This is a genomic window from Streptomyces amakusaensis (genome assembly GCF_039532665.1).
In the GTDB taxonomy this organism is placed as follows: Bacteria; Actinomycetota; Actinomycetes; order Streptomycetales; family Streptomycetaceae; genus Streptomyces; species Streptomyces amakusaensis.
The window spans coordinates 165,426-186,216 of record NZ_BAAASB010000015.1 but is presented as its reverse complement, the minus strand read 5'-3'; the positions used below and the strand labels follow the sequence as shown (position 1 = coordinate 186,216).

General features: G+C 73.0%; 16 protein-coding genes. 8 read left to right on the top strand and 8 right to left on the bottom strand.

The window, feature by feature from the left end; genetic code table 11:
• Positions 1–18: 18 nt before the first annotated feature.
• Positions 19–1,392 carry a cryptochrome/photolyase family protein gene (locus ABD371_RS25815; RefSeq protein WP_344481188.1) on the bottom strand — a complete coding sequence of 458 codons (1,374 nt, stop codon included), beginning with the start codon at positions 1,390–1,392 and terminating at the stop codon, positions 19–21.
• Positions 1,393–1,678: 286 nt separating this feature from the next.
• Between ABD371_RS25815 and ABD371_RS25810 the strand changes: the two genes are divergently transcribed.
• The 4 genes from ABD371_RS25810 (at position 1,679) to ABD371_RS25795 (ending at position 4,467) form a co-directional block, all read left to right on the top strand.
• Complete coding sequence (locus ABD371_RS25810; RefSeq protein WP_344481183.1) at positions 1,679–2,164, top strand: Lrp/AsnC family transcriptional regulator; 486 nt, start codon at positions 1,679–1,681, stop codon at positions 2,162–2,164.
• A gap of 86 nt (positions 2,165–2,250) precedes the next feature.
• Positions 2,251–2,937, top strand: a complete 687-nt coding sequence (locus ABD371_RS25805) for an HAD family hydrolase (protein ID WP_344481180.1) — start codon at positions 2,251–2,253, stop codon at positions 2,935–2,937.
• A gap of 86 nt (positions 2,938–3,023) precedes the next feature.
• Positions 3,024–3,470: a DUF6153 family protein gene (locus ABD371_RS25800; protein WP_344481176.1), complete on the top strand. Its 447-nt coding sequence runs from the start codon at positions 3,024–3,026 to the stop codon at positions 3,468–3,470.
• A gap of 73 nt (positions 3,471–3,543) precedes the next feature.
• Positions 3,544–4,467, top strand: coding sequence for a F510_1955 family glycosylhydrolase (locus ABD371_RS25795; RefSeq protein WP_344481174.1), 924 nt, complete (start codon positions 3,544–3,546; stop codon positions 4,465–4,467).
• Positions 4,468–4,512: 45 nt separating this feature from the next.
• Here ABD371_RS25795 and ABD371_RS25790 read toward each other — a convergent pair whose 3' ends face one another.
• Positions 4,513–5,376, bottom strand: coding sequence for an SDR family oxidoreductase (locus ABD371_RS25790; RefSeq protein ID WP_344481172.1), 864 nt, complete (start codon positions 5,374–5,376; stop codon positions 4,513–4,515).
• A 319-nt stretch (positions 5,377–5,695) separates the two neighbouring features.
• Between ABD371_RS25790 and ABD371_RS25785 the strand changes: the two genes are divergently transcribed.
• Complete coding sequence (locus ABD371_RS25785; protein ID WP_344481170.1) at positions 5,696–6,769, top strand: chitinase; 1,074 nt, start codon at positions 5,696–5,698, stop codon at positions 6,767–6,769.
• 83 nt (positions 6,770–6,852) lie between these two features.
• On the opposite strand, the gene ABD371_RS25780 is transcribed toward ABD371_RS25785, so the two are convergent.
• The 3 genes from ABD371_RS25780 to ABD371_RS25770 form a co-directional block, all read right to left on the bottom strand.
• The gene (locus ABD371_RS25780) at positions 6,853–10,059 is read right to left on the bottom strand and encodes an amidohydrolase family protein (protein WP_344481168.1); all 3,207 of its coding nucleotides are present in this window, start codon (positions 10,057–10,059) and stop codon (positions 6,853–6,855) included.
• 139 nt (positions 10,060–10,198) lie between these two features.
• Entirely contained in the window at positions 10,199–11,824 is a 1,626-nt protein-coding gene (locus tag ABD371_RS25775; RefSeq protein WP_381734534.1) for a DEAD/DEAH box helicase, read from the bottom strand.
• 292 nt (positions 11,825–12,116) lie between these two features.
• On the bottom strand, positions 12,117–12,320 hold the full coding sequence (locus ABD371_RS25770; RefSeq protein WP_018536328.1) for a cold-shock protein: 204 nt from the start codon (positions 12,318–12,320) through the stop codon (positions 12,117–12,119).
• A 1,370-nt stretch (positions 12,321–13,690) separates the two neighbouring features.
• Between ABD371_RS25770 and ABD371_RS25765 the strand changes: the two genes are divergently transcribed.
• The 3 genes from ABD371_RS25765 (at position 13,691) to ABD371_RS25755 (ending at position 16,786) form a co-directional block, all read left to right on the top strand.
• The gene (locus ABD371_RS25765; RefSeq protein ID WP_229869491.1) at positions 13,691–14,119 is read left to right on the top strand and encodes a DoxX family membrane protein; all 429 of its coding nucleotides are present in this window, start codon (positions 13,691–13,693) and stop codon (positions 14,117–14,119) included.
• Positions 14,120–14,388: 269 nt separating this feature from the next.
• A complete protein-coding gene (locus ABD371_RS25760) occupies positions 14,389–15,171 on the top strand; it encodes a hypothetical protein (RefSeq protein ID WP_344481162.1) in 783 nt (260 codons plus the stop codon).
• A gap of 403 nt (positions 15,172–15,574) precedes the next feature.
• Entirely contained in the window at positions 15,575–16,786 is a 1,212-nt protein-coding gene (locus tag ABD371_RS25755; RefSeq protein ID WP_344481159.1) for a cytochrome P450, read from the top strand.
• A gap of 22 nt (positions 16,787–16,808) precedes the next feature.
• Here ABD371_RS25755 and ABD371_RS25750 read toward each other — a convergent pair whose 3' ends face one another.
• Genes ABD371_RS25750 through ABD371_RS25740 form a run of 3 tightly spaced genes read right to left on the bottom strand, consistent with a single transcriptional unit; the run spans position 16,809 to position 20,751 of the window.
• Positions 16,809–18,011, bottom strand: coding sequence for a cytochrome P450 (locus tag ABD371_RS25750; RefSeq protein WP_344481150.1), 1,203 nt, complete (start codon positions 18,009–18,011; stop codon positions 16,809–16,811).
• A gap of 18 nt (positions 18,012–18,029) precedes the next feature.
• Positions 18,030–19,085 (bottom strand): MDR family NADP-dependent oxidoreductase, encoded by a 1,056-nt coding sequence (locus tag ABD371_RS25745; RefSeq protein WP_344481145.1) that lies wholly within the window; start codon positions 19,083–19,085, stop codon positions 18,030–18,032.
• 22 nt (positions 19,086–19,107) lie between these two features.
• Entirely contained in the window at positions 19,108–20,751 is a 1,644-nt protein-coding gene (locus tag ABD371_RS25740) for a phytoene desaturase family protein (protein WP_344481259.1), read from the bottom strand.
• Positions 20,752–20,791: the final 40 nt, after the last annotated feature.

The window sequence follows — 20,791 nt, the reverse complement described above, 5'->3', positions numbered from 1 at the left end:
CCTCCCGTACCCCGCGGCTCAGCCGATGTCCCGGGCCCGGCGGAAGCGGTCCAGCGCCTCGGGGAGGGCGACCAGGGGCTCGGGGTAGTCGTGGCGGGCGCGTTCGGCGGCGGGGAGCAGCCACGGCTCGTGCACCGCGGGGCCGGGGAGTCCGGACAGCTCGGGGACCCAGCGGCGGACGTAGTCGCCGTCGGGGTCGAAGCGCCGGCCCTGGCGGACGGGGTTGAGGACGCGGTTGGGGCGGGTGTCCGCGCCCGTGCCGGCCACCCACTGCCAGTTGAGCTGGTTGTTCGCGATGTCGCCGTCCACGAGATGGTCCAGGAAGTGCCGGGCTCCGACGCGCCAGTCGACGTAGAGCGTCTTGGTGAGGAAGGAGGCGGTCAGCAGCCGGCCCCGGTTGTGCATCCACCCCTCGTGACGGAGCTGGCGCATCGCCGCGTCGACCACCGGGTATCCGGTGCGGCCCGCCTTCCAGGCGGCGATGTCCCCGGCCGCCTCGCTCCCGGAGCGCCAGAGGTCGCGCCGGGGGCGGTAGTCGGCGTGGGCGGCGGCGGGGCGGGCGGCGAGCAGTTGGTGGTGGAAATCGCGCCAGCACAGCTGCCGTACGAAGGCCTCCGCGCCCGGTCCGCCCAGGGAGCGGGCGCGGTGGACCAGTTCCCCCGGGGAGAGCGTGCCGAAGTGGAGGTGGGGCGAGAGCCTGGAGGTGGCGTCGCCGGGCAGATCGTCGTGCCGGTCCTCGTAGCCGGCCAGACCGGCGCGCCGCCAGGCGAGCAGCCGCCGGCGGCCCTCGCGCTCGCCGCCCGGGGCGAGCCCGGGGGCCGTCCCCGCGATGTCCGCGCGGGCGGGCACCGGCTCCGAGGCGAGGCCTTCGGGGACCCTCACCGCGCGGGGCGCGCCGAGCGGGTCGCGCAGCCGCTCCCGCGACCAGCGCTTGAAGTACGGGGTGAAGACGGCGTAGTGGTCGGAGCCCGAGGGCAGGACCGCCCCCGGGGGCAGTGCGGTGATCACCCCGTCGTGGACATGGAGCCGGCAGTCCAGGCCCGCCAGCGCCGAGCGCAGCGCCTCCTCGCGGCGGGCGGCGTAGTGGGTGACGCCCGCCGCGAGACGGACCTCGGCCGCGCCGGTCTCGGTGACGACCCGGGCGACCTCCTCGGCGGTGCGGCCGGAGCGGACCACCAGCCGGCCGCCGCGTTCGCGCAGCGCGGCGTCGAGATCGGTGAGGCAGTCGGCGAGGAAGGCGCGGCGGTTGGGGGCGTCGAATCCCGCTTCCCGGACGCCCCGGTCCAGGACGAACAGCGGCACCACCTCGTCGGCCGAGGCGAGCGCGGCGCGCAGCGGCGGCTGGTCGTGCAGCCGCAGGTCCGAGGTGAACAGGACGACGGAGACCGCCATGGCGTCACTCCTGGTGGGTGGGGGTGGGATGGTCGGGGGCGCTTCGTCGTGTTCTTCCGGTCCCGGGGGCCGCGCGGATGCGCCGTTCCGCGCCGGAGGGCCCCGACCCTCGCCGACCGGGCGTCGCCGCGCAAGCACATCGGGCGCCGCGCCCCCGGGCGCGCCGGGCGGACCCGGTGGCCGACGGCCCCGGCCCGGCCATTGGTACGGTCGGCCCGCACAGTGCCCGACCAGTGCCCGCGCAGTGCCCGACCAGTGAAGTCCAAGGAAAGACCGGTGAAGGATCATGTCGGTGGATGTGCTCGACACCCGCATCCTGCGGCTCATGATCGAGCAGCCGCGCACCAGCGTCCGGGAGTACGCCCGGATCCTGGGCATCGCGCGCGGCACCCTCCAGGCGCGGATCGACCGGCTGGAGCGGACCGGAGTGATCACCGCCACCGGCCCCTGGCTCTCCCCCGCCGCGCTGGGCCACCCGGTGCTCGCCTTCGTCCACATCGAGGTGACCCAGGGGCATCTGGACGAGGTCGGCGAGGCGCTCTCGGCCGTACCGGAGATCGTCGAGGCCTTCTCGATCACCGGCGGCGGCGATCTGCTGACCCGGGTCGTGGCACGCGACAACGGGCATCTGGAGGATGTCGTGCAGCGGCTGATCCAGCTGCCGGGGGTGGTGCGCACCCGCACCGAGATGGCGCTGCGCGAGCGGGTGGCGCACCGGCTGCTGCCGCTGGTCGAGTCCCTCGGACGGGAGGCCGGCGGGGCGGGACGATAGGGCTCGCGTCCGGGACGGCGGGATACTGGCGAGGTGGCTGAGTCTGGTGTGGCCCGGCCGCGGGCCGCCTTGGCATGCTGGAGCGCATGAGCACTCTTCGTACGACTGCTGTCATTTTCGATCTCGATGGCACCCTCGTGGACAGCGAACCGAACTATTTCGAAGCGGGGCGCAGACTGCTCGCCGAGTACGGGGTGACGGACTTCAGCTGGGAGCGGCACACCGACTTCATCGGTATCGGCACCCGCGAGACGCTGGAGGCGCTGCGCGAGGAGTACGCGATCGGCGCGCCGGTCGAGGAGCTGCTCGCCGGGAAGAACCGCCACTATCTGGAGCTGGCCGGGGCCGCCACCGAGGTCTACCCCGAGATGCTGAAGTTCGTGGAGCTGCTGCACGGCGACCGGGTGCCCCTCGCCGTGGCCTCCGGTTCCTCCCGCGCGGCGATCGAGGCGGTCCTCGCCGGCACCGGCCTGGACGCCTTCATCCGTACGGTCGTCTCCGCCGAGGAGGTCCCCCGGGGCAAGCCCGAGCCCGATGTCTTCCTGGAGGCTGCCCGCAGGCTGGGAGCGGTCCCGGCGGACTGCGTGGTCCTGGAGGACGCGGCTCCCGGGGCCGTCGCCGCCCGCGCGGCGGGGATGCGCTGCGTCGCGGTCCCCTACCTTCCGTCGGCGGCCTCGGACCCGGCGTTCGCGGCGGCCGATCTGCTGTACGCGGGAGGGCAGCGGGAGTTCACCGCGCGGGCGGCGTACGACTGGCTGAACACCGCCGGCTGAGCGCGCCGGGGCCGGACCCCGGGCACGGGACCGCCCCCGGGCCCGCGAAACGCCTTGGGTAGGGTCGGGTCCCGGAAGGAGCGGTGGTGGACGCGAGCGGACTGACCCGAACAGCCGGTGCCTGGTGGCAGCTGCTGCTGGTCGTGCTGGCTCTGGGCGTCTTCGCGATGCACACCACCGGCCACCCCGACGGCGGCTCCGGCATGAGCCACCCGGGCGGCGTCCCGTACTCGGCCCCGGCCGACGCCGTCTCCCCGTCCGCCCACGGCCCGGCCGACGCGCCGCGTACGGACGGGGAGGCGGCCGAACGGCGGGACTCGGCGCACCATCCCCAACCGGGGATGGCGATGGACATGTCCTCGCTCTGTGTCGCGGTGCTCGTCGGCTGGATCCTCGCCGCGCTGCTGCGGGCCGCCCCGGGCCGTGGCGCGGACCGGTGGGCGGCGGCGCTCGCCGGGGCGGTCGCGGCCCCGGGGCCGGGCCCTCCGCCCCCGCGGCCGGACCTCGCCAGGCTGTCGATCCTGCGGATCTAGGAGTCCGTCCGGCGTCCGACCTCTCGGACCGAACGCTCTCCTTCCGCAGTACAGACCAGCACGAGGTGCCCCCATGACATCCCACGACAGCTTCCCCACCGGCCCGCGCGCCCCGCGCGGCCGTACCGCCGCCCGCCGTACCGCCCTGACCGCCGCCGTCGCCGCGGCCGGACTGCTGCTCACCGCCTGCGGCGGCGACAGCGGCGAAGGCGACACCGGCGGGGACTCCGGCGCGACCACCATCAGCCATATCCATGGGGTCGGTATCGGCCCTTCGGACGGAAAGCTCTACGTCGCCACCCATGAAGGCGTCTACACCCCGGACGCGAAGGGCCGACCCGAGCTCGTCGGCGACCGCAAGGACGACTTCATGGGCTTCACCATCGCGGGCAAGGGGCGGTTCCTGGCCAGCGGCCACCCGGCCCCCGGCCGGGACGCCCCGAGCAATCTCGGGCTCATCGAGAGCACCGACTCCGGGGCGACCTGGAAGGACCGCTCGCTCGTGGGAGAGGTCGACTTCCACTCCCTCGAATACGCCCACGACACGATCTACGGCTACGACAGCACCAACGGGCTGCTGCGCGTCAGCCGGGACGGCGAGCGGTGGGAGAAGCGCGCCGAGCTGACCGCGCTCGACATCGCCGTCAGCCCCGACGACCCCGACACGGTGCTCGCCACCACCGAGTCCGGTCTGATCACCAGCACCGACGGCGGCAAGAGCTTCGGATCCGGCGAGAAGCCGCTGATGGCCTTCGTCTCCTGGGCGAGGACCGACGCCCTCTACGGCGTCGACCCCAAGGGCGGGCTGAGCCGCAGCACCGACTCCGGCGCGACCTGGAAGAAGGCCGGGACCGTGCCCGGCGGCGCGCCGCAGGCGCTGACCGCGCTCGACGCGCGCCATCTCGTCGTGGCGACCCAGGACGGCGTCTACGAGTCCAAGGACGCGGGCACAACCTTCGCGAAGCGCCTGGACGTCAGCTCCGGCGGCGGCCACTAGGCCGTTTCTTACGGCCTGGACCCCGAAGAGGGCCCCGGCCACGCGTCAGCGGAAGTCCGCCGCGTGGTCGCGGGCCCACTCGGCGAAGTCGCGGGAGACGCCTCCGGTGACCTCGGCGGCGGTCAGCCAGGGGATGCTGTCCACCTCCTCGTACGCGGGCCCGCCCTCCTCGGCGGGCGTGCCCGAGTAGTCCTCGAGGCCGAAGATGAACTCGGCGTTCTCGCCGGCCCAGCCGCCCTGCCGGCGGTAGAAGGCGAGGGCCTCCTCCTGGGTGACCGTCTCCAGCCGGACGGGTTCGCCGATGGCCGCCGCGATGGCGGCGACCCGCTCCCGGGGGGTCACCGCCGAAGGCCCGGAGATGTCGTACGCGCGGCCCGTGTGGCGGTCCTCGGTGAGCGCGGCCACCGCCACATCGGCGATGTCGGCCTCGTGGACGGGGATGCCGGGCTCGTCGGGGGCGATGTCGATCACCCGGCGTCCCTCCCGGACGGAGGGCCCCCACAGATGGAGCGAATTGAGCGCGAACTCCCCGGGCCTGACATGGGTCCACTCCAGCCCGGAGCGCTCCACGGCCCGCTCCACCGGAAGGTGGTAGTCGGTGTCGTACCCGGCGGTGACGGCGGCCGAGGACAGGACCACGATCCGGCGTACCCCGGCATCGGCCGCCAGCGCCACCACCTCGTCGACGGCGTCGCCGACCGGGAACAGCAGCATCGCGGAGACTCCGGCGAGCGCCGCGCGCAGGGTCTCGGGGCGGGCGAGATCCCCCTCGGCGACCGTCACCCCCGGGGGCGGGGCGGCCGTGGCGGGAGCGCGGGTCAGTGCCCGGACCTCCCTGCCGTCCGCGGCGAGCCGCCGGACCACGTGCCGGCCGATGTTCCCGGTCGCGCCGGACACCAGAATCGTCATATCGCTCAACCTCCGCGCTGGTACGGACCGTTCGGCCCCCTCCCCGCCCACCGGTCGGCCCGGCGGGCGGCCCAGAACCCTATCGCCCGCCCTCAACAGCCTTTTACCCGGGCCCCATTGACGGTTGGTCTGGACCAACCTACGGTTTGCCCGTCGCACCACGTACGTCTCCAGGCCCCCACACCCAGGAGGTGAGCGTGACCCCCCGCGTCCGTCCCCATCCCCAGTCCCCGACCGGAGCCGCGCTCACACCCCCACCCCTCCTGGTCTCCGTCGGCCTGTCCTGCACCGCACGGGATGAAAGGCAAGGGAGCTCCGTATGATCCGTCGGACATCACGCCTGCTCGGCGTCGGGCTGGCAATGGCCTTCCTGATACCACTGACCAGCGCCGTCGCCGCACCGGCCCAGGCCCCGGCCCCCCTCTCGCCACGGGCCGACGTCTGCGCGGTCCAGTCGAAGCCCCCGGGCAAGGTGCTCCAGGGGTACTGGGAGAACTGGGACGGCGCGGCGAACGGCGTCCATCCGCCGCTGGGCTGGATCCCGATCACCGACTCCCGGATCCGGGCGCACGGCTACAACGTGATCAACGCGGCCTTCCCGGTGATCCGCTCGGACGGCACCGTCCTGTGGGAGGACGGGATGGACACCAATGTGAAGGTGCCGACCCCCACCGAGATGTGTCAGGCCAAACAGAACGGCCTCACCCTGCTCATGTCCATCGGCGGCGCGACGGCGGGCATCGACCTCAGCTCCAGCACCGTCGCCGACCGCTTCGTGGCGACGATCGTCCCCATCCTGAAGAAGTTCAACTTCGACGGCATCGACATCGACATCGAGACCGGTCTCATCGGCAGCGGGAACATCAACCAGCTCTCCGCCTCGCAGTCCAATCTGATCCGGATCATCGACGGGGTGCTCGCCCAGATGCCGTCGAACTTCGGTCTGACGATGGCGCCGGAGACGGCCTACGTCACCGGCGGCAGCGTGGTCTACGGCTCGATCTGGGGCTCGTACCTGCCCATCATCAAGAAGTACGCGGACAACGGCCGGCTGTGGTGGCTGAACATGCAGTACTACAACGGCAGCATGTACGGCTGCTCCGGCGACTCCTACTCCGCCGGGACCGTCGCGGGCTTCCGGGCACAGACCGACTGCCTCAACCGGGGCCTGGTCATCCAGGGCACCACCATCAAGGTGCCCTACGACAAGCAGGCCCCCGGGCTGCCCGCCCAGCAGGGCGCGGGCGGCGGGCACATGTCGCCGAGCCTGGTGGCCCAGGCGTGGAACGGCTACAACAACGCACTGAAGGGCCTGATGACCTGGTCGCTCAACTGGGACGGCGCGCGGAACTGGACCTTCGGCGACAATGTGAAGTCGCTCCAGGGCCGCTGACCGCCGCACCATGACCGCGGTGCCGGGCAGGTCACCCCACCCGGCCCGGCACCGCTTCCTCCCCACCGGGTCAGTCGCCCGGGTCAGTCGCCCGGGTCGCAGCAGGCGTCGCGGCGCATCAGCCGCCCGGCGGCCAGCCAGTGCGCCGCCCCCGCCGCCCCCGCCGCGCCCTCCGCGTCCGGGGGCGGCGGGGGCACCGAGGCGACCAGGTCCCCGGTCGCGTACGGCACTCCGCCCCTGAGCACCGACACGGTCCGCACCAGGCTGTCGAAGTCCGTGAAGGGATCGCCGTCGACGACCGCCAGATCGGCGATCATGCCCCGGCGCACCGTGCCGAGCTGCCGGCCGAGGCCGAAGAGCCGGGCGGGCAGCACGGTCGCCGTGCGCAGCGCCGCCGCCGGGGAGAGCCCGGCGCGGTGCAGGGCGCGCAGCCCCAGATGGAGGCTGAGGCCGACGGGGGTGAGCGGCGCGTCGGTGCCGAGGGCGACGAGGCCGCCGTCGGCGAGCACTCGCAGATAGACGTCGGTCTCGGCGCGGAGCGTCGCCAGCTGGGCGGCGGTCGGCGCGGTGGCCGCGGTCCGCCGTACCAGGGCGACGTCCCACGGCGGCATCACGACGGTGACCCGGGGGTCGTCGGCGAGGGCCGGATCCGCGCCGAGCAGCGGCACGGCGGTGAAGGGGGTGGCGATCAGCCCGAAGCCGGTCCGCTCCGCGTAGATCTCCCGTACGTCGGCGTGGGCGCGCCCGGACGCGGTCACCGCGTGTCCGCTCTCGGCGCGCTGGGTGGCCTGGAGATGGGTGGTCAGATCCTGGCCGAGCTGGATGCCGGGCGAGAGGAGATGGCTCCCGGCGGGCACCCCGAGGCGCTCGTGGGCGAAGCGCGCGGCCTCCGCCATCACCCAGCCGGGCGCCCGGACATAGGTCTTGACGGAGTCCCAGTCGAGCGCCGCGCCGCGCTCCAGGGTTCTGCGGAGGCCTTCCGGGGTGCGGTGGGCGCGGCCCATGCTGTAGGCGACCCGGGAGCCGTCGAGGAGTTCGCCGGTGGTGAGCAGCCGGGGTCCGGCGAGTTCCCCGGCGGCGACCGCGTCACGGACGCGGGCCTGTTCATGGGCGAACCCGCCCAGCGAGACGGCGGTGGTGATGCCGTAGGTCAGCTGTCCCACGGTCTGGCGGGCCCCGTAGGTGCTCTGCCAGGGGTGGGTGTGGGCGTCCCACAGTCCGGGGATCACCGTGCTCCGCGAGGCGTCGACGCGGTGGAGGGCGGCGGGGCGGTGCGCGCGGTGCGGTTCGACGGCGGTGATCCGGCCGCCGCGTACGAGGATGTCGACGTCCTCCCGTACCCCTTCGCCGGTGCCGTCCCACAGCCGTCCCGCGTGCACCACCGTGTCGGCGGGCGTGGGCACCCGGCGGTCCAGGGGCACCCGGACGGTACGGGGGCGGCCCCCGGCGGCAGGGACGAGGCGGAGCCGGCGGCCCGAGAGGTAGAGCAGCGTCCTGGAATCGCCGGACCAGGAGGGATGGTCGGCGCTCTCGCCGGTCAGCCGGCGCAGGGGACCGCGCGGAGCCCCGTCGGGGCCGACGGGCAGCAGACAGAGCGCGGATTCGACGATCACCGCCATCCACCGTCCGTCGGGGGACCAGACGGGCCCGGAGTCGTAGCGGTCGGAGACGGAGGTGTGCGGGGCGACGGCGTGCAGCCGCTCGGCCCCGGTGGCGGCGTCGAGGACCCGGATCAGGTTGTAGCCCTCCCGGAAGCGGAGGTTGAGCCGGTTGCGGTCGCAGAGGGCGATCCGGCGGCCGTCGGGCGACCAGCTCGGCCGGCCGGGGAGTCCGCCGCCGCCGAGGGCTTCGGCGAGCACCCGCTCGGTTCCGGCGGCGAGGTCCCGGACGATCAGCCGGCCGGTGAGATCGAGGCAGGCGAGCCGCAGGCCGTCGGGCGAGAGCGCGGGGTGGACCCGGCCGCCGGTCGCGATCGTGCTCTCCTCGCCGGTGGCGAGGTCGTGCCGGTGGACGCCGAGCAGGCCGTCGCGGTCGTCGGCGTAGAGCAGGGAGCGTCCGTCGCGGGCCCAGACGGGCCCCAGCGGATAGCGGACCGGCGAGGAGGGGCGCAGCCGCCGGGGCGGTCGGCCGCCCCCGGTGTCGGCCAGCCACAGGGTGTTGAGCGCGGCGAAGGCGATCCGGCGGCCGTCGGGCGAGAGCGCGGGCAGATGGATGCCCCGGACCGGGCGCACCCCGGCCTCGCCGAGGTCGGGGGTCCTGGACCGGCGGCGGGGGCGGTGCACGGGGAGCGTGCCGTCGAAGGGGATCGTGCGCGCGTCCCGGGGCCGGTCGGGGTCGAGCAGGGTGAAGCGTCCGTCGACGGTGAGGAGGAGACGTCCGCCGGCGGTCCAGCGCGGGGGTACGGCGGCGAGGTCTCCGGCGAGGTCGACGCTCCGGCCGTCGACGACGAGCGCGCAGGAGCCCTCGGGGGCCGGGACGGTCCGCAGATGGGCGAGTCTGCCGTCCGGGGCGAGGGCCGGGGTCATGAGCTGCGCGCCCTCGGGCCCGGTGTGCTCGACGGTCACCGGGCCGTCGCCGCGCGCCGGTACGGAGGCGATGACGCGGGCCCGGAGCGCGGGCCCGGTGGGGGTGGTGACGGCGGTGGCGCGGACGAAGAGGATCCGCCGGCCGTCGGGCGACCAGGCGGGGTCGTAGTCCTCCCACGCGCCGTCCTGGGCGGGGCCGTCCTGTCCGGCGAGGCCGGTGATCCGGCTCAGCTCCCCGGTGCGCAGATCGAGCACATGGAGGCGGTAGGGGCCGCCGGTCACGGTGTCGCCGCCGCGCTCGGACGCGAAGGCGATCCGGCGGCCGTCGGGCGACCAGGCGGGTCCCCGGTCGTCCCAGGGCCCCCGGGTGCGCTGCCGCAGCTCCGATCCGTCGGGGCGCACGGTCCATACGTGGAAGTTGCCGTCGCGGTACGCGCCGAACGCGACGAGCGTGCCGTCCGGCGAGTGGGTGGGCCGGTTGGGTTCGAGGTCGGCCGGGGTGAGGGGGAGCGCCCGGCCCCCGGTGCGGGGCAGGGACCACAGGGTGCCCTGGACCTCGGCGATCAGGTCGCCCCCAGCGTCGGGGAGGCTCGCGGAGCCGTTGGTGGCCTCCGTGAGGCGGAGCGGAAGGGCGCGGGGGCCGGCCGCGCGCGCGGGGGCCGCCCCGGCCGCGGTGACGGCGGTGGCGGCCCCGGTCGCGCCCGCGGCGGCGAGCAGTCGGCGGCGGGAGAGGGACAGGGCGTCGGTGGTCCGGTCGCGGTCCATGCCGGGGCACGCTTCCCTACCGCGCGGTGCGCGGGCAATACCGCCGTCAACACCGCGCCGTGGCACCGCTCGAAACCCGCCGCCCACGGAAAGAGCCGCCGAGCGCTCGGCTCGACGGCTCCCGACCTGCTGTGGCTGCTCAGCGCGCGCGGCGGACCCGGGCGGCCTTGCGGGCCTCGGCGGTCTGGCGCGACTCCGCGGTACGGCGGGACTCGCCGCCACCGCCGCCGGAGCGACCGCCGCCACCGGTGCCGCCACCGCCGCCGGGACGGCCGCGGCGGGTGCCGCGGCCGAGGAAGGGCGCGTTGCCGTTGCCGCGCTTGGCGGGGCGCTCCACGACCGGGGCGGTGACCTCGACGGGGACGCCGGACGGGGCCTGCGCGCCGGTGATCCGGGTCAGCTCGGCCTCGCCGGAGCGGACCCGGGTGGTCTCCGGGACGATGCCCGCGTCGGACATGAGACGGGTCATCTCACGGCGCTGCTCGGGCAGGACCAGGGTGACGACCCGGCCGGACTCGCCGGCGCGGGCGGTGCGACCGCCCCGGTGGAGGTAGTCCTTGTAGTCGCTCGGCGGGTCGACGTTGACGACCAGGTCGAGGTCGTCGATGTGGATTCCGCGCGCGGCCACGTTGGTGGCGATCAGCGCGGTGATGTGACCCGTCTTGAACTGCGAGAGGGTGCGGGTGCGCTGCGGCTGGGACTTGCCGCCGTGCAGCGCGGCGGCGCGGACGCCGCTCTTCAGCAGGTGCTTGGTGAGCTTGTCGACGGCGTGCTTGGTGTCCAGGAACATGATCACCCGGCCGTCGCGGGCCGCGATCTCGGTGGTGGCGCTGTACTTGTCGGCACCCTGCACATGGAGGACGTGGTGCTCCATGGTGGTCACCGCGCCGGCCGAGGGGTCGACCGAGTGGACGACCGGGTCGGTCAGATAGCGGCGGACGAGCAGGTCGACATTGCGGTCCAGGGTCGCCGAGAACAGCATGCGCTGACCGTCGGGGCGGACCTGGTCCAGCAGCTCGGTCACCTGGGGCATGAAGCCCATGTCGGCCATCTGGTCGGCCTCGTCCAGGACGGTGATGCTCACCCGGTCCAGACGGCAGTCCTTGCGCTCGACCAAGTCCTTGAGGCGGCCGGGCGTGGCGACGACGACCTCGGTGCCGCCGCGCAGCGCGCTCGCCTGGCGGCCGATCGACATGCCGCCCACGACCGTGGTGAGCCGCAGGTCGAGCGCCTTGGCGTAGGGGGTGAGGGCGTCGGTGACCTGCTGGGCCAGCTCACGGGTGGGCACGAGGACCAGCGCGAGGGGCTGCTTCGGCTCGGCGCGCCGCCCGGAAGTGCGTACGAGCATGGGCAGACCGAAGGCGAGCGTCTTGCCGGATCCGGTGCGTCCCCGGCCGAGGACGTCGCGTCCGGCGAGGGAGTTGGGCAGCGTGGCCGCCTGGATCGGGAAGGGCTCGGTCACTCCGAGGCCGGTGAGCGTCGTCAGCAGCTGCGCCGGCATGTCCAGTTCACGGAATGACTCGACGGCCGGAAGAGCCGGGGTCGTGGACTCCGGGAGGGCGAATTCACCCTGCGGGGCCGAGGGACGGCCGCCATTGGAACGACCACCGGAACGGCCGCCCTGGCCCTTCGGGCGGAAACGAGCGCCGCGACCGCCGCCAGAGCCACCGGAACCGGTGGATCCGCCGCTGCGGGGGTTGGGAAAACGACTGTTCGTGCGAGCTGAGCGGTTCAAAGGGGAACCTTTCCTCGACAGGGCACGCATCGAGGAATTCTCGGCAGAAAGAGCCGAATGAATTGCAAGCACGAGCCGATAATAAGAACATGAAGGAAACCGAACGTATCCGGTCGGCAAAAAATTGCGCCCGGGCGGGGTCCACCACGGGCACGGGCGGAGCCGCGGCCGGCCGGAGCCACGGACCGCTCGGGTGCGTGGAGCCGGGGCCCGGGGAGGTTCGCCCGGACTGTCGCCGCCGACGGGGGGACACCCCGTAAACGGCAACGAGCTGGGGCCCGACCTTGCGGTGCGGACCCCAGCTGTATTGCGCTTGTCAGCGTCAGGCGGGAACGATGTTCTCGGCCTGCGGGCCCTTCTGGCCCTGCGTGACGTCGAAGTTCACCTTCTGGCCCTCCTGGAGCTCACGGAAGCCCTGGGTGGCGATGTTCGAGTAGTGGGCGAAGACGTCGGGGCCGCCACCCTCCTGCTCGATGAAGCCGAAGCCCTTTTCCGCGTTGAACCACTTCACGGTGCCAGTAGCCATTTTAAAAACTCCTTCGGGGCATGATCCGAGATCCACACTGTGTGAACCCCGGTGTCGCCGCGATGATTGCCCCGTCCGGAAACTGCGCCGAAAACAAAAAGTGCCTGACGACTCAAGGTCATCAGAGGCACTTGAAGCGTTTGGGAACCACAACTGCAACTTCCAACAACACTAGCACGAGATGGGCGGGGACACGATGTCCCCCGCTTTTTCGTCGTGGCGTGGCCTGGATACAACCCGCATACAACCCGCGAGAGAGCGCATTTCCCGGGCTTCCCGGCCGTACGAAGCGGGCGAAGAACGGACGCGCGCCTTCCGCGGGAGACCGCCCGGACCTGTCGTCCGGCCATCACCCTCAGTGATGCGCGGGGGACGCGCACGGGGCCACCGCCACCCCCCTGGCCAGCCGGATCATCACCGGGGGAACCGTCCGAACAGTATTGGTCCAGACCTTTACGCGGCGGACGTGAACTTATACGGTGTCGCCCGATGCAAACGTTTGCCGCAGTTTCATCATCTCCCCCCACAAGGAGTTACGTTGACAGGGATCCTGTCGGCGTTGGCCGCGCCGCACCCGAGGGCATTGCACCGTCCGAAAGGGCGAAAAATGTCATGCCCGCCTCACGCCCGATTCCTGGGCGACGCCTGTCCGGAAAGACCCGGCAGCCGTATCGGGACCGCCGCAGCGCCCACGCCCCCGGCCACACCGCATGACACACCGTTTCCCTCCGCCGCACAGCCGGCGACCCGGGCCGCCGCCCCACACGGACGAGCCCACCGGACCCCGACCCCGACCCTGAGCACGGACGGACCGCCGTACAGGCGACCGGCCGCCGTCCCCGTACCCCCTCACCCGGTGGATACGGAGACGCCCGGCCGCCCCGGAACGCCCTCACGGCACCGCTGACGCTCCCGGCGGCCCGGCCCCCCACGGCACGGGACGGCCAAAGGACACGGCGGGCCCGCACCGCTCGGGCCACGACGGCCCTCATGACCACCTGAAACAGCGCCGACGCGGCGCGTCGCCCCGGCATGCCCGGACGCGGCGCGAGACCACCGGGTCCGGTGCCTGGCGCACCACCGCCGGACCCGGTCACGGCCGGCGGGGGCGCACAACTCGTTCACAGCTCGGGACGGAGGCGTCGCAGCCGCCGGGCCGCCGCTTCAGGTCCGCACCCCGCCGCGCGCGGGGGCGGACGGCGCGCCCGGGCCGGTGCACCCGTGGACGTCGCGAGCCGGAACCACATCATCAGGAAGGACGCACCATGACGCGTCATATGGGGAAACGAGGCAGCACCACCTCCCGCGAGGGAACCGAAGAGCGGCACCGGTCGCCGGGCCGGAGCGGCGACGCTCTTCGGTACAGGCCCTTGTTCAGCGACGCGCTGAGCCGCTACCGGCCGCACAGCACCACCGTGCTCAGGGTTTCCGTGGGGCTCGTCTTCATCTGGTTCGGCCTGATGAAGTTCGTGCCCGAGGCCAGCCCGGCACAGGACGTCGCCACCAGGACCATGGACGTCCTCTCCTTCGGCCTGGTGCCGGCGGAGGCGACCCGCCCCCTGCTGGCGCTCTTCGAGACGGCGATCGGCGTCGGCCTGCTCACCGGGGTGCTGCTGCGCCTGGCGCTGGCAGCCTTCTTCGTGCACATGGCCGGAGTCTTCTCCGCGCTGCTGATCCTGCCCGGGGAGATGTGGAACGGCCCGATGGCCACCCCCACACTGGAGGGCCAGTACGTGATCAAGAACATCGTCCTGATAGCCGCCTGTCTCGCGGTGGCCGCGGACGAACGGCGCAGGTGAGCCTCGGGCTCCGGCCCTCCGGGGCCGGAGCCCGAACCGGGCGATACACCCAATACAACGACAATTGCCGGATGGTTGTGCACAGAGGTGTCTCGATCGGATGGAGGTGGAGTCGCATCCCCGTCACGATCGGCGCGAACGATCGAAGTGATGATCTCTCCACCGGGGCGGGGCCCTAGATTCGGCCGGAACGATCCCCGCGTGATCGGCCGGTGAACCGGGGCCCCGCGGCGGAGCGTCGTTCCCCGATCTCAGAGAGAAGCCTCCCCATGCACCGCACCGCCGTCCGCCGTACCGCCGTCGCCGTCTCCGCGCTGTCGCTCACCATGATCCTGGGCGCCTGCTCCAAGGACGAGTCAGCCTCGGCGAAGGACGAGCCGAAGACCAAGGCCTCGACGAGCGCGCCCGCCGCCGCCCCGGAGGGGGCGGACGCGAAGGCCCTGTCGGCGGCCGAGCTGGAGAAGCTCGCGCTGGCCGAGAGCGACATACCGAACCACAAGATCAGCAAGGCCACCAAGGCCGACCTGGCCGGTGCCGAGTCCGCGTCCAGCGACAAGGCCGAGTGCGAGCCGCTCGTCGCCGCCATGGTGGCGCGCGGCTCCGGCGAGCCCGCCGCGAGCGCGATCCGCAAGATCGTGGCCGTGCCGAAGAGCCCGGCCGCCGACGCCTCGGCGGAGGAGAAGGCGGAGGCCGGTCTGAACGCGATGGGCGCGACGATCACCGCCGCCACGGTCAGCTCGTACGAGGGCAAGGCCGCCGAGGAGGCCCTCGCCGCCGTGAAGAAGGCCGGCGCGGACTGCGCGGGCGGCTTCACCCTGATCGTGGGCGCGGACAAGACCAAGGTCACCAAGGTGGAGACCGGCTCGTTCACCGGGGGCGACGAGGCCGTCGCCTTCACCCTCGTGATGGACCTGGGCGGCCAGAGCGCCACGACCCACCTGGTCTCGGCACGCAAGGGCGGCACGGTCGCCGACTTCTACGCCATGAGCCTCGCCGGAAAGGCCGAGCAGCCGAAGCAGGTCATCGAGGCGCAGCTGAAGAAGCTGGGCTGACCCTCCCGCCGCCGGACGGCCGCCGCACCCACCGGGGGGCGGCGGCCGTTCCGCGTACCGCTCAGTCGTCGGTGAGCAGCGGTCGGGGGCCGCGCCCATGGGGGGGCGGTCCTCTCGGGACGTACGGCGGGCGGGGCGGGGATCCGGCCCTCCGGCGGCCGGACCAAGACCCCTGATCAGGACGCCGAGGTGCCGTCCCGGGTTGCCCGGCCCCGTCCCCCCGCCGGAGCAGCAGCGCTCGCGCCGCCGGCCGGCGGGGAGTAGGACGGAGACGGCGGGCGGCGTTCGGGAGTGGGTCGGGTGCGGATCGTGGCTGTCCGCCGTACGGCCCCGCCGTGCCGGACGGGCGGCGTGAACGGGTGGTCCGCCCCCGCCCCGTGCCGTCCACGAGGAGGCCCGCCCCATGTCCCCCCAGACCCTGTTCCGGCGGATCACCGACTACGCCCACCGGGCCGATCCCTATCCTCTCTACGCCGAACTCCGTGCCAACGGTGTGGTGCGGCAGGAGGACGGCAGCTATCTGGTGGGGACGTACGACGAGGTCGCCACCCTGCTCGACGATCCCCGGCTCAGTTCGGACCCCGGCGACCGCACCGGCCCCGACGGGCCGCCGCCGGGCGCGGACGATCCGCCGCCGTCGTTCATCGACCTGGACGACCCTGAGCACGACCGGCTCCGCCGTCTCACCCTGCGCGCCTTCGGACCGCCCCACTCCCCCGGCACGGTCGACGCCCTGCACCCGGGCATCACGGCGATCGCGGGCGAGCTGGCCGGGGCGCTGCGCGGGCGGGACAGGATCGACATCGTCGACGACTTCGCGTATCCGCTGCCCGTCACGGTGATCTGCCGGCTGCTGGGCGTGCCCGCCGGGGATGTGCCGCGGGTGCGTGCCTGGACCACCGCGATGATCGCCGCGCTCGACCTCCCTCCCGGGCAGGACCCGGAGCCGCTCCGGGCGGCGGCTCCGGCGGCCCGGAGGGAGCTGGCGGAGTATCTGGGAGCGCTCGCCGAGACCCGCCGGGGCGAGCCCGCCGGGGACATGCTCTCCGCTCTCGTCAACGACGACGGTCCCGAAGGGGCGCTCACCGGGCCGGAGCTGATGAGCACGGCGGTGCTGCTGCTGGTCGCGGGGCACGAGACGACCGTCAATCTGATCGCCAACGGGGCGCTCACCCTGCTGCGCCACCCGGATCTCCTGGTCCGGCTGCGGGAGGCTCCGGAGCTGGTGCCGCAGGCGGTCGAGGAGCTGCTGCGCTACGAGCCGCCCGTGCAGTTCCTGCCGCGGCGGACCCCGCTGACCGATATCGAGGTCGCGGGCGTCACCGTGCCCCGGGGCGCTCCGCTGGTCCTGGTGCTGGCCTCGGCGAACCGGGATCCGCTGCGTTTCCCGGACCCCGACCGCTTCGACCCGATGCGTGAGCACAATCAGCATCTGGGCTTCGGCGGCGGGGCGCACTCCTGCTTCGGCGCGCCGCTGGCCCGGATCGGGACCCAGATCGCGCTGAACGCGCTGCTCCCCCGGCTGGAGGGCTTCCGGCTCGCCGAGGATCCGCCGCCGTACCGGCGCAGCCCGGTGGTGCGCGGGCCGCGCCGTCTTCCGGTGGTGCGGGGGTGACCCCCGTACCCCTGGGGACAGGTCACCAGGTGACGGTGAGGCGCATGGGGCTGCGGGAGGTGGTGCCCAGCCGCCAGCTCACCTCGTCCAGGGGTTCGGCGAGGCGCAGTGCGGGGAAGCGGGCGGCGAGCAGGTGGAGTCCGAGGCGGAGTTCGAGGCGGGCGAGCCAGGCTCCCAGGCAGTAGTGGGGTCCGGCCCCGAAGGCGAGGCCGGGGCCCTCCAGCGGGGCGAAGAGGTCGTCGAAGGGGCGGGCGGGGAAGAGTTCGGGGTCCCGGTTGGCCAGGAAGCAGTCGGCGAGGACGACGGATCCGGCGGGGATGAGGACGCCGCCGACCTCGACGTCCTCGGCGGCGTGGCGGGCGGTGCCCCGGTCGTCGCCGAGGGGGACGAGATGGAGCATCCGCTCGGCGAGCGCCTCGGCGGCGCTCTCGTCCGCGCCGAGGCGGGCCCAGCACTCCGGCCGTTCGCCGAGCAGATAGAGCAGGGAGTTGCCGAGCATGGTCATCGTGCTGTCGTGGCCGCCCACGACCAGTCCGCAGACCAGCTGGACGAGTTGGGCCTCAGGGATGCCGCCCTCCTCGTCGGCGGCCCTGACCACGCTGCTGATCAGGTCGTCGCCGGGCTCGTGGCGTCGCCGCGCGAGGAGTCCGGCCCCGAACTCGGCGAACTCGGCGAGGACCGACTCCACCTCCTGTCCGTCGTGGGAGCCGTCCGAGAAGGCGTGCTCGGACCAGTGGCGCAGCCGGGAGCGGACCTCGTCGTCGAGGCCCATGAGCCGGCTGATCACCATGACCGGCAGCGGGAGGGTGTAGGCGGCGACGATGTCGACGGGCGGGGCCTGGCGGTCCAGCGAGTCCAGGCACTGTTCGACGATCTCGGTGATCCAGGGCTGCCAGCGGGCGACGGCCCTGGGGGTGAAGGCGCGGCGCAGGGTGGCCCGCAGCCGCAGATGGTCCTCGCCGTCCTGGTTGAACATCAGATCGGGGTTGTTCACCAGGTCGGGTACGGCGGAGAGCGCCGGGGCGTCGGGGGCGTACAGCTGGGAGCGCCGGAAGCGGGCGTCGGAGAGTACGTGGCGGACGTCCCGGTGCCGGCTGACCAGCCAGGCGGGCGATCCGTCGGGCAGCCGGGCGGGGGCGGGCGGGCCCGGTTCGCCGGTGACGACGCGGTGCAGCGGGGGTGGCCGCCGCCATGGGCAGACTCCGGTGTGCTCGGTGTCGGACACCGTTCCTCCTGGGGGGGGTCAGAGCTGGACCAGCACTTTCCCCAGCCGTTCGGTCCGGCCCCGGTAGAGGCTGGCGTAGGCGGCGGGGATGTTGTCGAATCCGTGGTGGAGGATGTGGTCGCAGACGATCTCGCCCCGGCGGATCCGGCCGCCCAGCTCGGTGTGGAGGGCCTGCCAGTTCCGGGTGGTGAACCATTCGAGGGAGAAGACGCCCCGGATCGTCGCGCGCGGGAACATGATGTAGGGGAGCAGCCGGGGGCCGGTGGCCTCCTGGCCCACCTGGGTGGCCCACTGCCAGCAGACCGCGACCTGGCTGCCGATGTTGAGCATGGAGAAGACGGCGTCGGTGACGGCTCCGCCCAGGTTGTCGAAGTATTTGTCGACGCCGTCGGGGGCGACGCCGCGCAGCGCCTCGCGGACCGCTTCGGCGCTGTCGCCGTGGCGGTAGAGAAGGACCGCGTCGAAGCCCAGTTCGGTGAGGCGCTCGGCCTTCCAGCCGGTGGTGGTGGAGCCGATGACGCGCGCGCCGGCGCGTTTGGCGAGCTGGCCGACGAGGGATCCGACGGGGCCGGACGCGCCGCTGATGACCACGGTGTCGCCGGGGCGGACGGTCATGAACTTGGTCAGCGTGCCCCAGGCGGTCATGCCGGGTCCGCCCATCGCGCCCAGGGCGGTGGGGAGCGGGAGCGCCTCGTCGTACCAGTGCGGGTCGAGGCGGCGGTAGGCGGGGAAGACCATGGGGAAGGTGCCGCTCTGCCAGGGTGCGGCGGCCCCGGTGCCGATCACATGGGTGCGCCAGCCGCCGAAGCCCTGGACCAGGTCCCCGGCCCGGTGGGCGGCGAGCGGTCCGGCCTCCACCACTTCCATGATGGAGTCGGCTCCCATGTGGTCGCCGATGGGGGTGTCCAGGGCGATGCCCTGGAGGTAGAGGTCGACGGAGACATAGACGGTCCGCAGCAGCATCTCGTCCGGCGCGAGGCGCACCTCGATGTCCTCGACGACCTTCTCGTAGACCCGGTCCACGTCGGGCACGCCCTCCATGTGCTCCCGGAGCACCCATTTCTCCGTTCTCATCACGGCTCCTCGTCTGCGCGGCTCATTCCCGCAACCCGACGGGAATGACCAGATGTGTCGGCGGCGGTCCGCTCTCGTCGATGGAGGCGGTGAAGGCCTTGCGGTCGTCGCGGCAGATGAACTGGAGGACATGGCGGCCGGCCGCCGCCGCCCGGATGAGTCCGCCGGTGGTCGCCCAGACGCCGGACTGGTAGAAGTTCGCCAGCCCCGGGAGTCCGGGGCCGTGTTTCTTGACCAGTTCCTCCAGGGTCTCGCCGCTCTCCACGAACGGCTGCCAGCCGAGTACGGTCCCGTCGTAGTTGCCGGTGTAGCGGACCTGGGTCAGCGGGCTCGACACATCGCGTACGGCGATCGCGTCCTCGATGCCGGGGTGGCGCTCGGCGAGGAAGCGGACGATGGTGTCGCGGGCCCGCCGTTTGGCCGCGTAGTAGCCGCGGCCGTGCCGTACGGGCAGGGTGTGGAGCTTCTGGCCGCCCCGGCTGCGGCTGGCCTGCTCGGGGCCCTCGTCGAGGGCGCGCCAGGGGGCGATGTCGCTGAAGTAGGTGGCGTAGACGACGGTGCTGCCGTGCGGGGACAGCTCGGGGTAGTGCCTGCTGCGGAACTGGACGTTGATGCTGGGGTGGCGGATGCCGGTGAGCTGGGCGGCGGTGTGCTCGTCGAGGAGGTGGGTGGTGCAGGGCTCCCCGCCGGGGAAGTCGCGCCGCAGGCCGAGGAAGAGGGCGAAGTAGCCGGGGAAGACCATGCCGGGTTCGCGGATGGTGCGGGTGTAGAGCTTGCGGTAGGCGTCGTTGAGGTAGCGGCCCTTGAGGAGTCTCATCATGGTGGTGTGGCCGTCGCAGGCGGAGACGACGATGTCGGCCCGGTGCTCGCGGCCGTCGGTGAGCCGGACGCCGACCGCGCGGTCGTTCTCGACCAGTACCTCTTCGACCTTGGCGTTGTAGGTGACCTCGCCGCCCAGGGCGCGGTAGCGGCGTTCGATCGAGGTGGCGAGGCCCAGTGAGCCGCCCTCGGGGACGCCCGCGGAGAGGTTGGCGTGCGAGGCGAGCTGGAAGTGGAAGGGGAGCACGGGGAAGGCCGGGTGCTTCTCGTACAGGATGAAGTTGAACGCCTCGCGGAGCAGCGGGTCCTTGAAGCGGGCCGAGAAGTCGGTCATGAGGACGCTGATCGAGGTGCGGACGGCGTTGAAGTACGGGAGGAAGGAGGCGAGCATGCGCCAGCGCTCGGTCCGTCCCATCAGTCCGACGGGGGTGAGGAAGGGGTAGACGGCGAGGGCTTTGCGGAAGGCGCGGAGCTGGTCGCAGAAGACGCGGACGAGTCTGGCGTCGGCGGGCGAGAGTTCGGTGAGATGGGCCTGGAGCCGGTCGGGGTCGGAGTAGAAGAGGACGCTCCGGCCGTCCCGGCCGCGCACGATGTTGAAGACGTCGAAGTGGCGGATCCGCTTGCCCTGGAGGGCTCCCAGCTCCAGCCAGATCTGGTGCATCTCATTGCCGGGGCCGCTGCCGAGGAGCCAGCTGACGCAGGCGTCGAGGGTGAAGTCTCCGCGTTCCCAGGCGGTGCAGCAGCCGCCGGGGATCTCGTGCATCTCCAGGATGTGGGTGCGGTAGCCGTTCATCCGGGCGTAGCAGCCGGTGGAGAGGCCGCCGAGCCCGGCACCGATGATGATCATGGTTTCCCGGCCGGGCTTCGTCTGCGCCAAGGATCCGGTC

What these genes read in the sequence shown, in the direction of transcription:
- ABD371_RS25815 (WP_344481188.1), bottom strand. Translation starts at nt 1,392, where the DNA reads ATGGCGGTCTCCGTCGTCCTGTTCACCTCGGACCTGCGGCTGCACGAC.
- ABD371_RS25810 (WP_344481183.1), top strand. Translation starts at nt 1,679, where the DNA reads ATGTCGGTGGATGTGCTCGACACCCGCATCCTGCGGCTCATGATCGAG.
- ABD371_RS25805 (WP_344481180.1), top strand. Translation starts at nt 2,251, where the DNA reads ATGAGCACTCTTCGTACGACTGCTGTCATTTTCGATCTCGATGGCACC.
- ABD371_RS25795 (WP_344481174.1), top strand. Translation starts at nt 3,544, where the DNA reads ATGACATCCCACGACAGCTTCCCCACCGGCCCGCGCGCCCCGCGCGGC.
- ABD371_RS25790 (WP_344481172.1), bottom strand. Translation starts at nt 5,376, where the DNA reads ATGACGATTCTGGTGTCCGGCGCGACCGGGAACATCGGCCGGCACGTG.
- ABD371_RS25785 (WP_344481170.1), top strand. Translation starts at nt 5,696, where the DNA reads ATGATCCGTCGGACATCACGCCTGCTCGGCGTCGGGCTGGCAATGGCC.
- ABD371_RS25780 (WP_344481168.1), bottom strand. Translation starts at nt 10,059, where the DNA reads ATGGACCGCGACCGGACCACCGACGCCCTGTCCCTCTCCCGCCGCCGA.
- ABD371_RS25775 (WP_381734534.1), bottom strand. Translation starts at nt 11,824, where the DNA reads ATGCGTGCCCTGTCGAGGAAAGGTTCCCCTTTGAACCGCTCAGCTCGC.
- ABD371_RS25770 (WP_018536328.1), bottom strand. Translation starts at nt 12,320, where the DNA reads ATGGCTACTGGCACCGTGAAGTGGTTCAACGCGGAAAAGGGCTTCGGC.
- ABD371_RS25760 (WP_344481162.1), top strand. Translation starts at nt 14,389, where the DNA reads ATGCACCGCACCGCCGTCCGCCGTACCGCCGTCGCCGTCTCCGCGCTG.
- ABD371_RS25755 (WP_344481159.1), top strand. Translation starts at nt 15,575, where the DNA reads ATGTCCCCCCAGACCCTGTTCCGGCGGATCACCGACTACGCCCACCGG.
- ABD371_RS25745 (WP_344481145.1), bottom strand. Translation starts at nt 19,085, where the DNA reads ATGAGAACGGAGAAATGGGTGCTCCGGGAGCACATGGAGGGCGTGCCC.
- ABD371_RS25740 (WP_344481259.1), bottom strand. Translation starts at nt 20,751, where the DNA reads ATGATCATCATCGGTGCCGGGCTCGGCGGCCTCTCCACCGGCTGCTAC.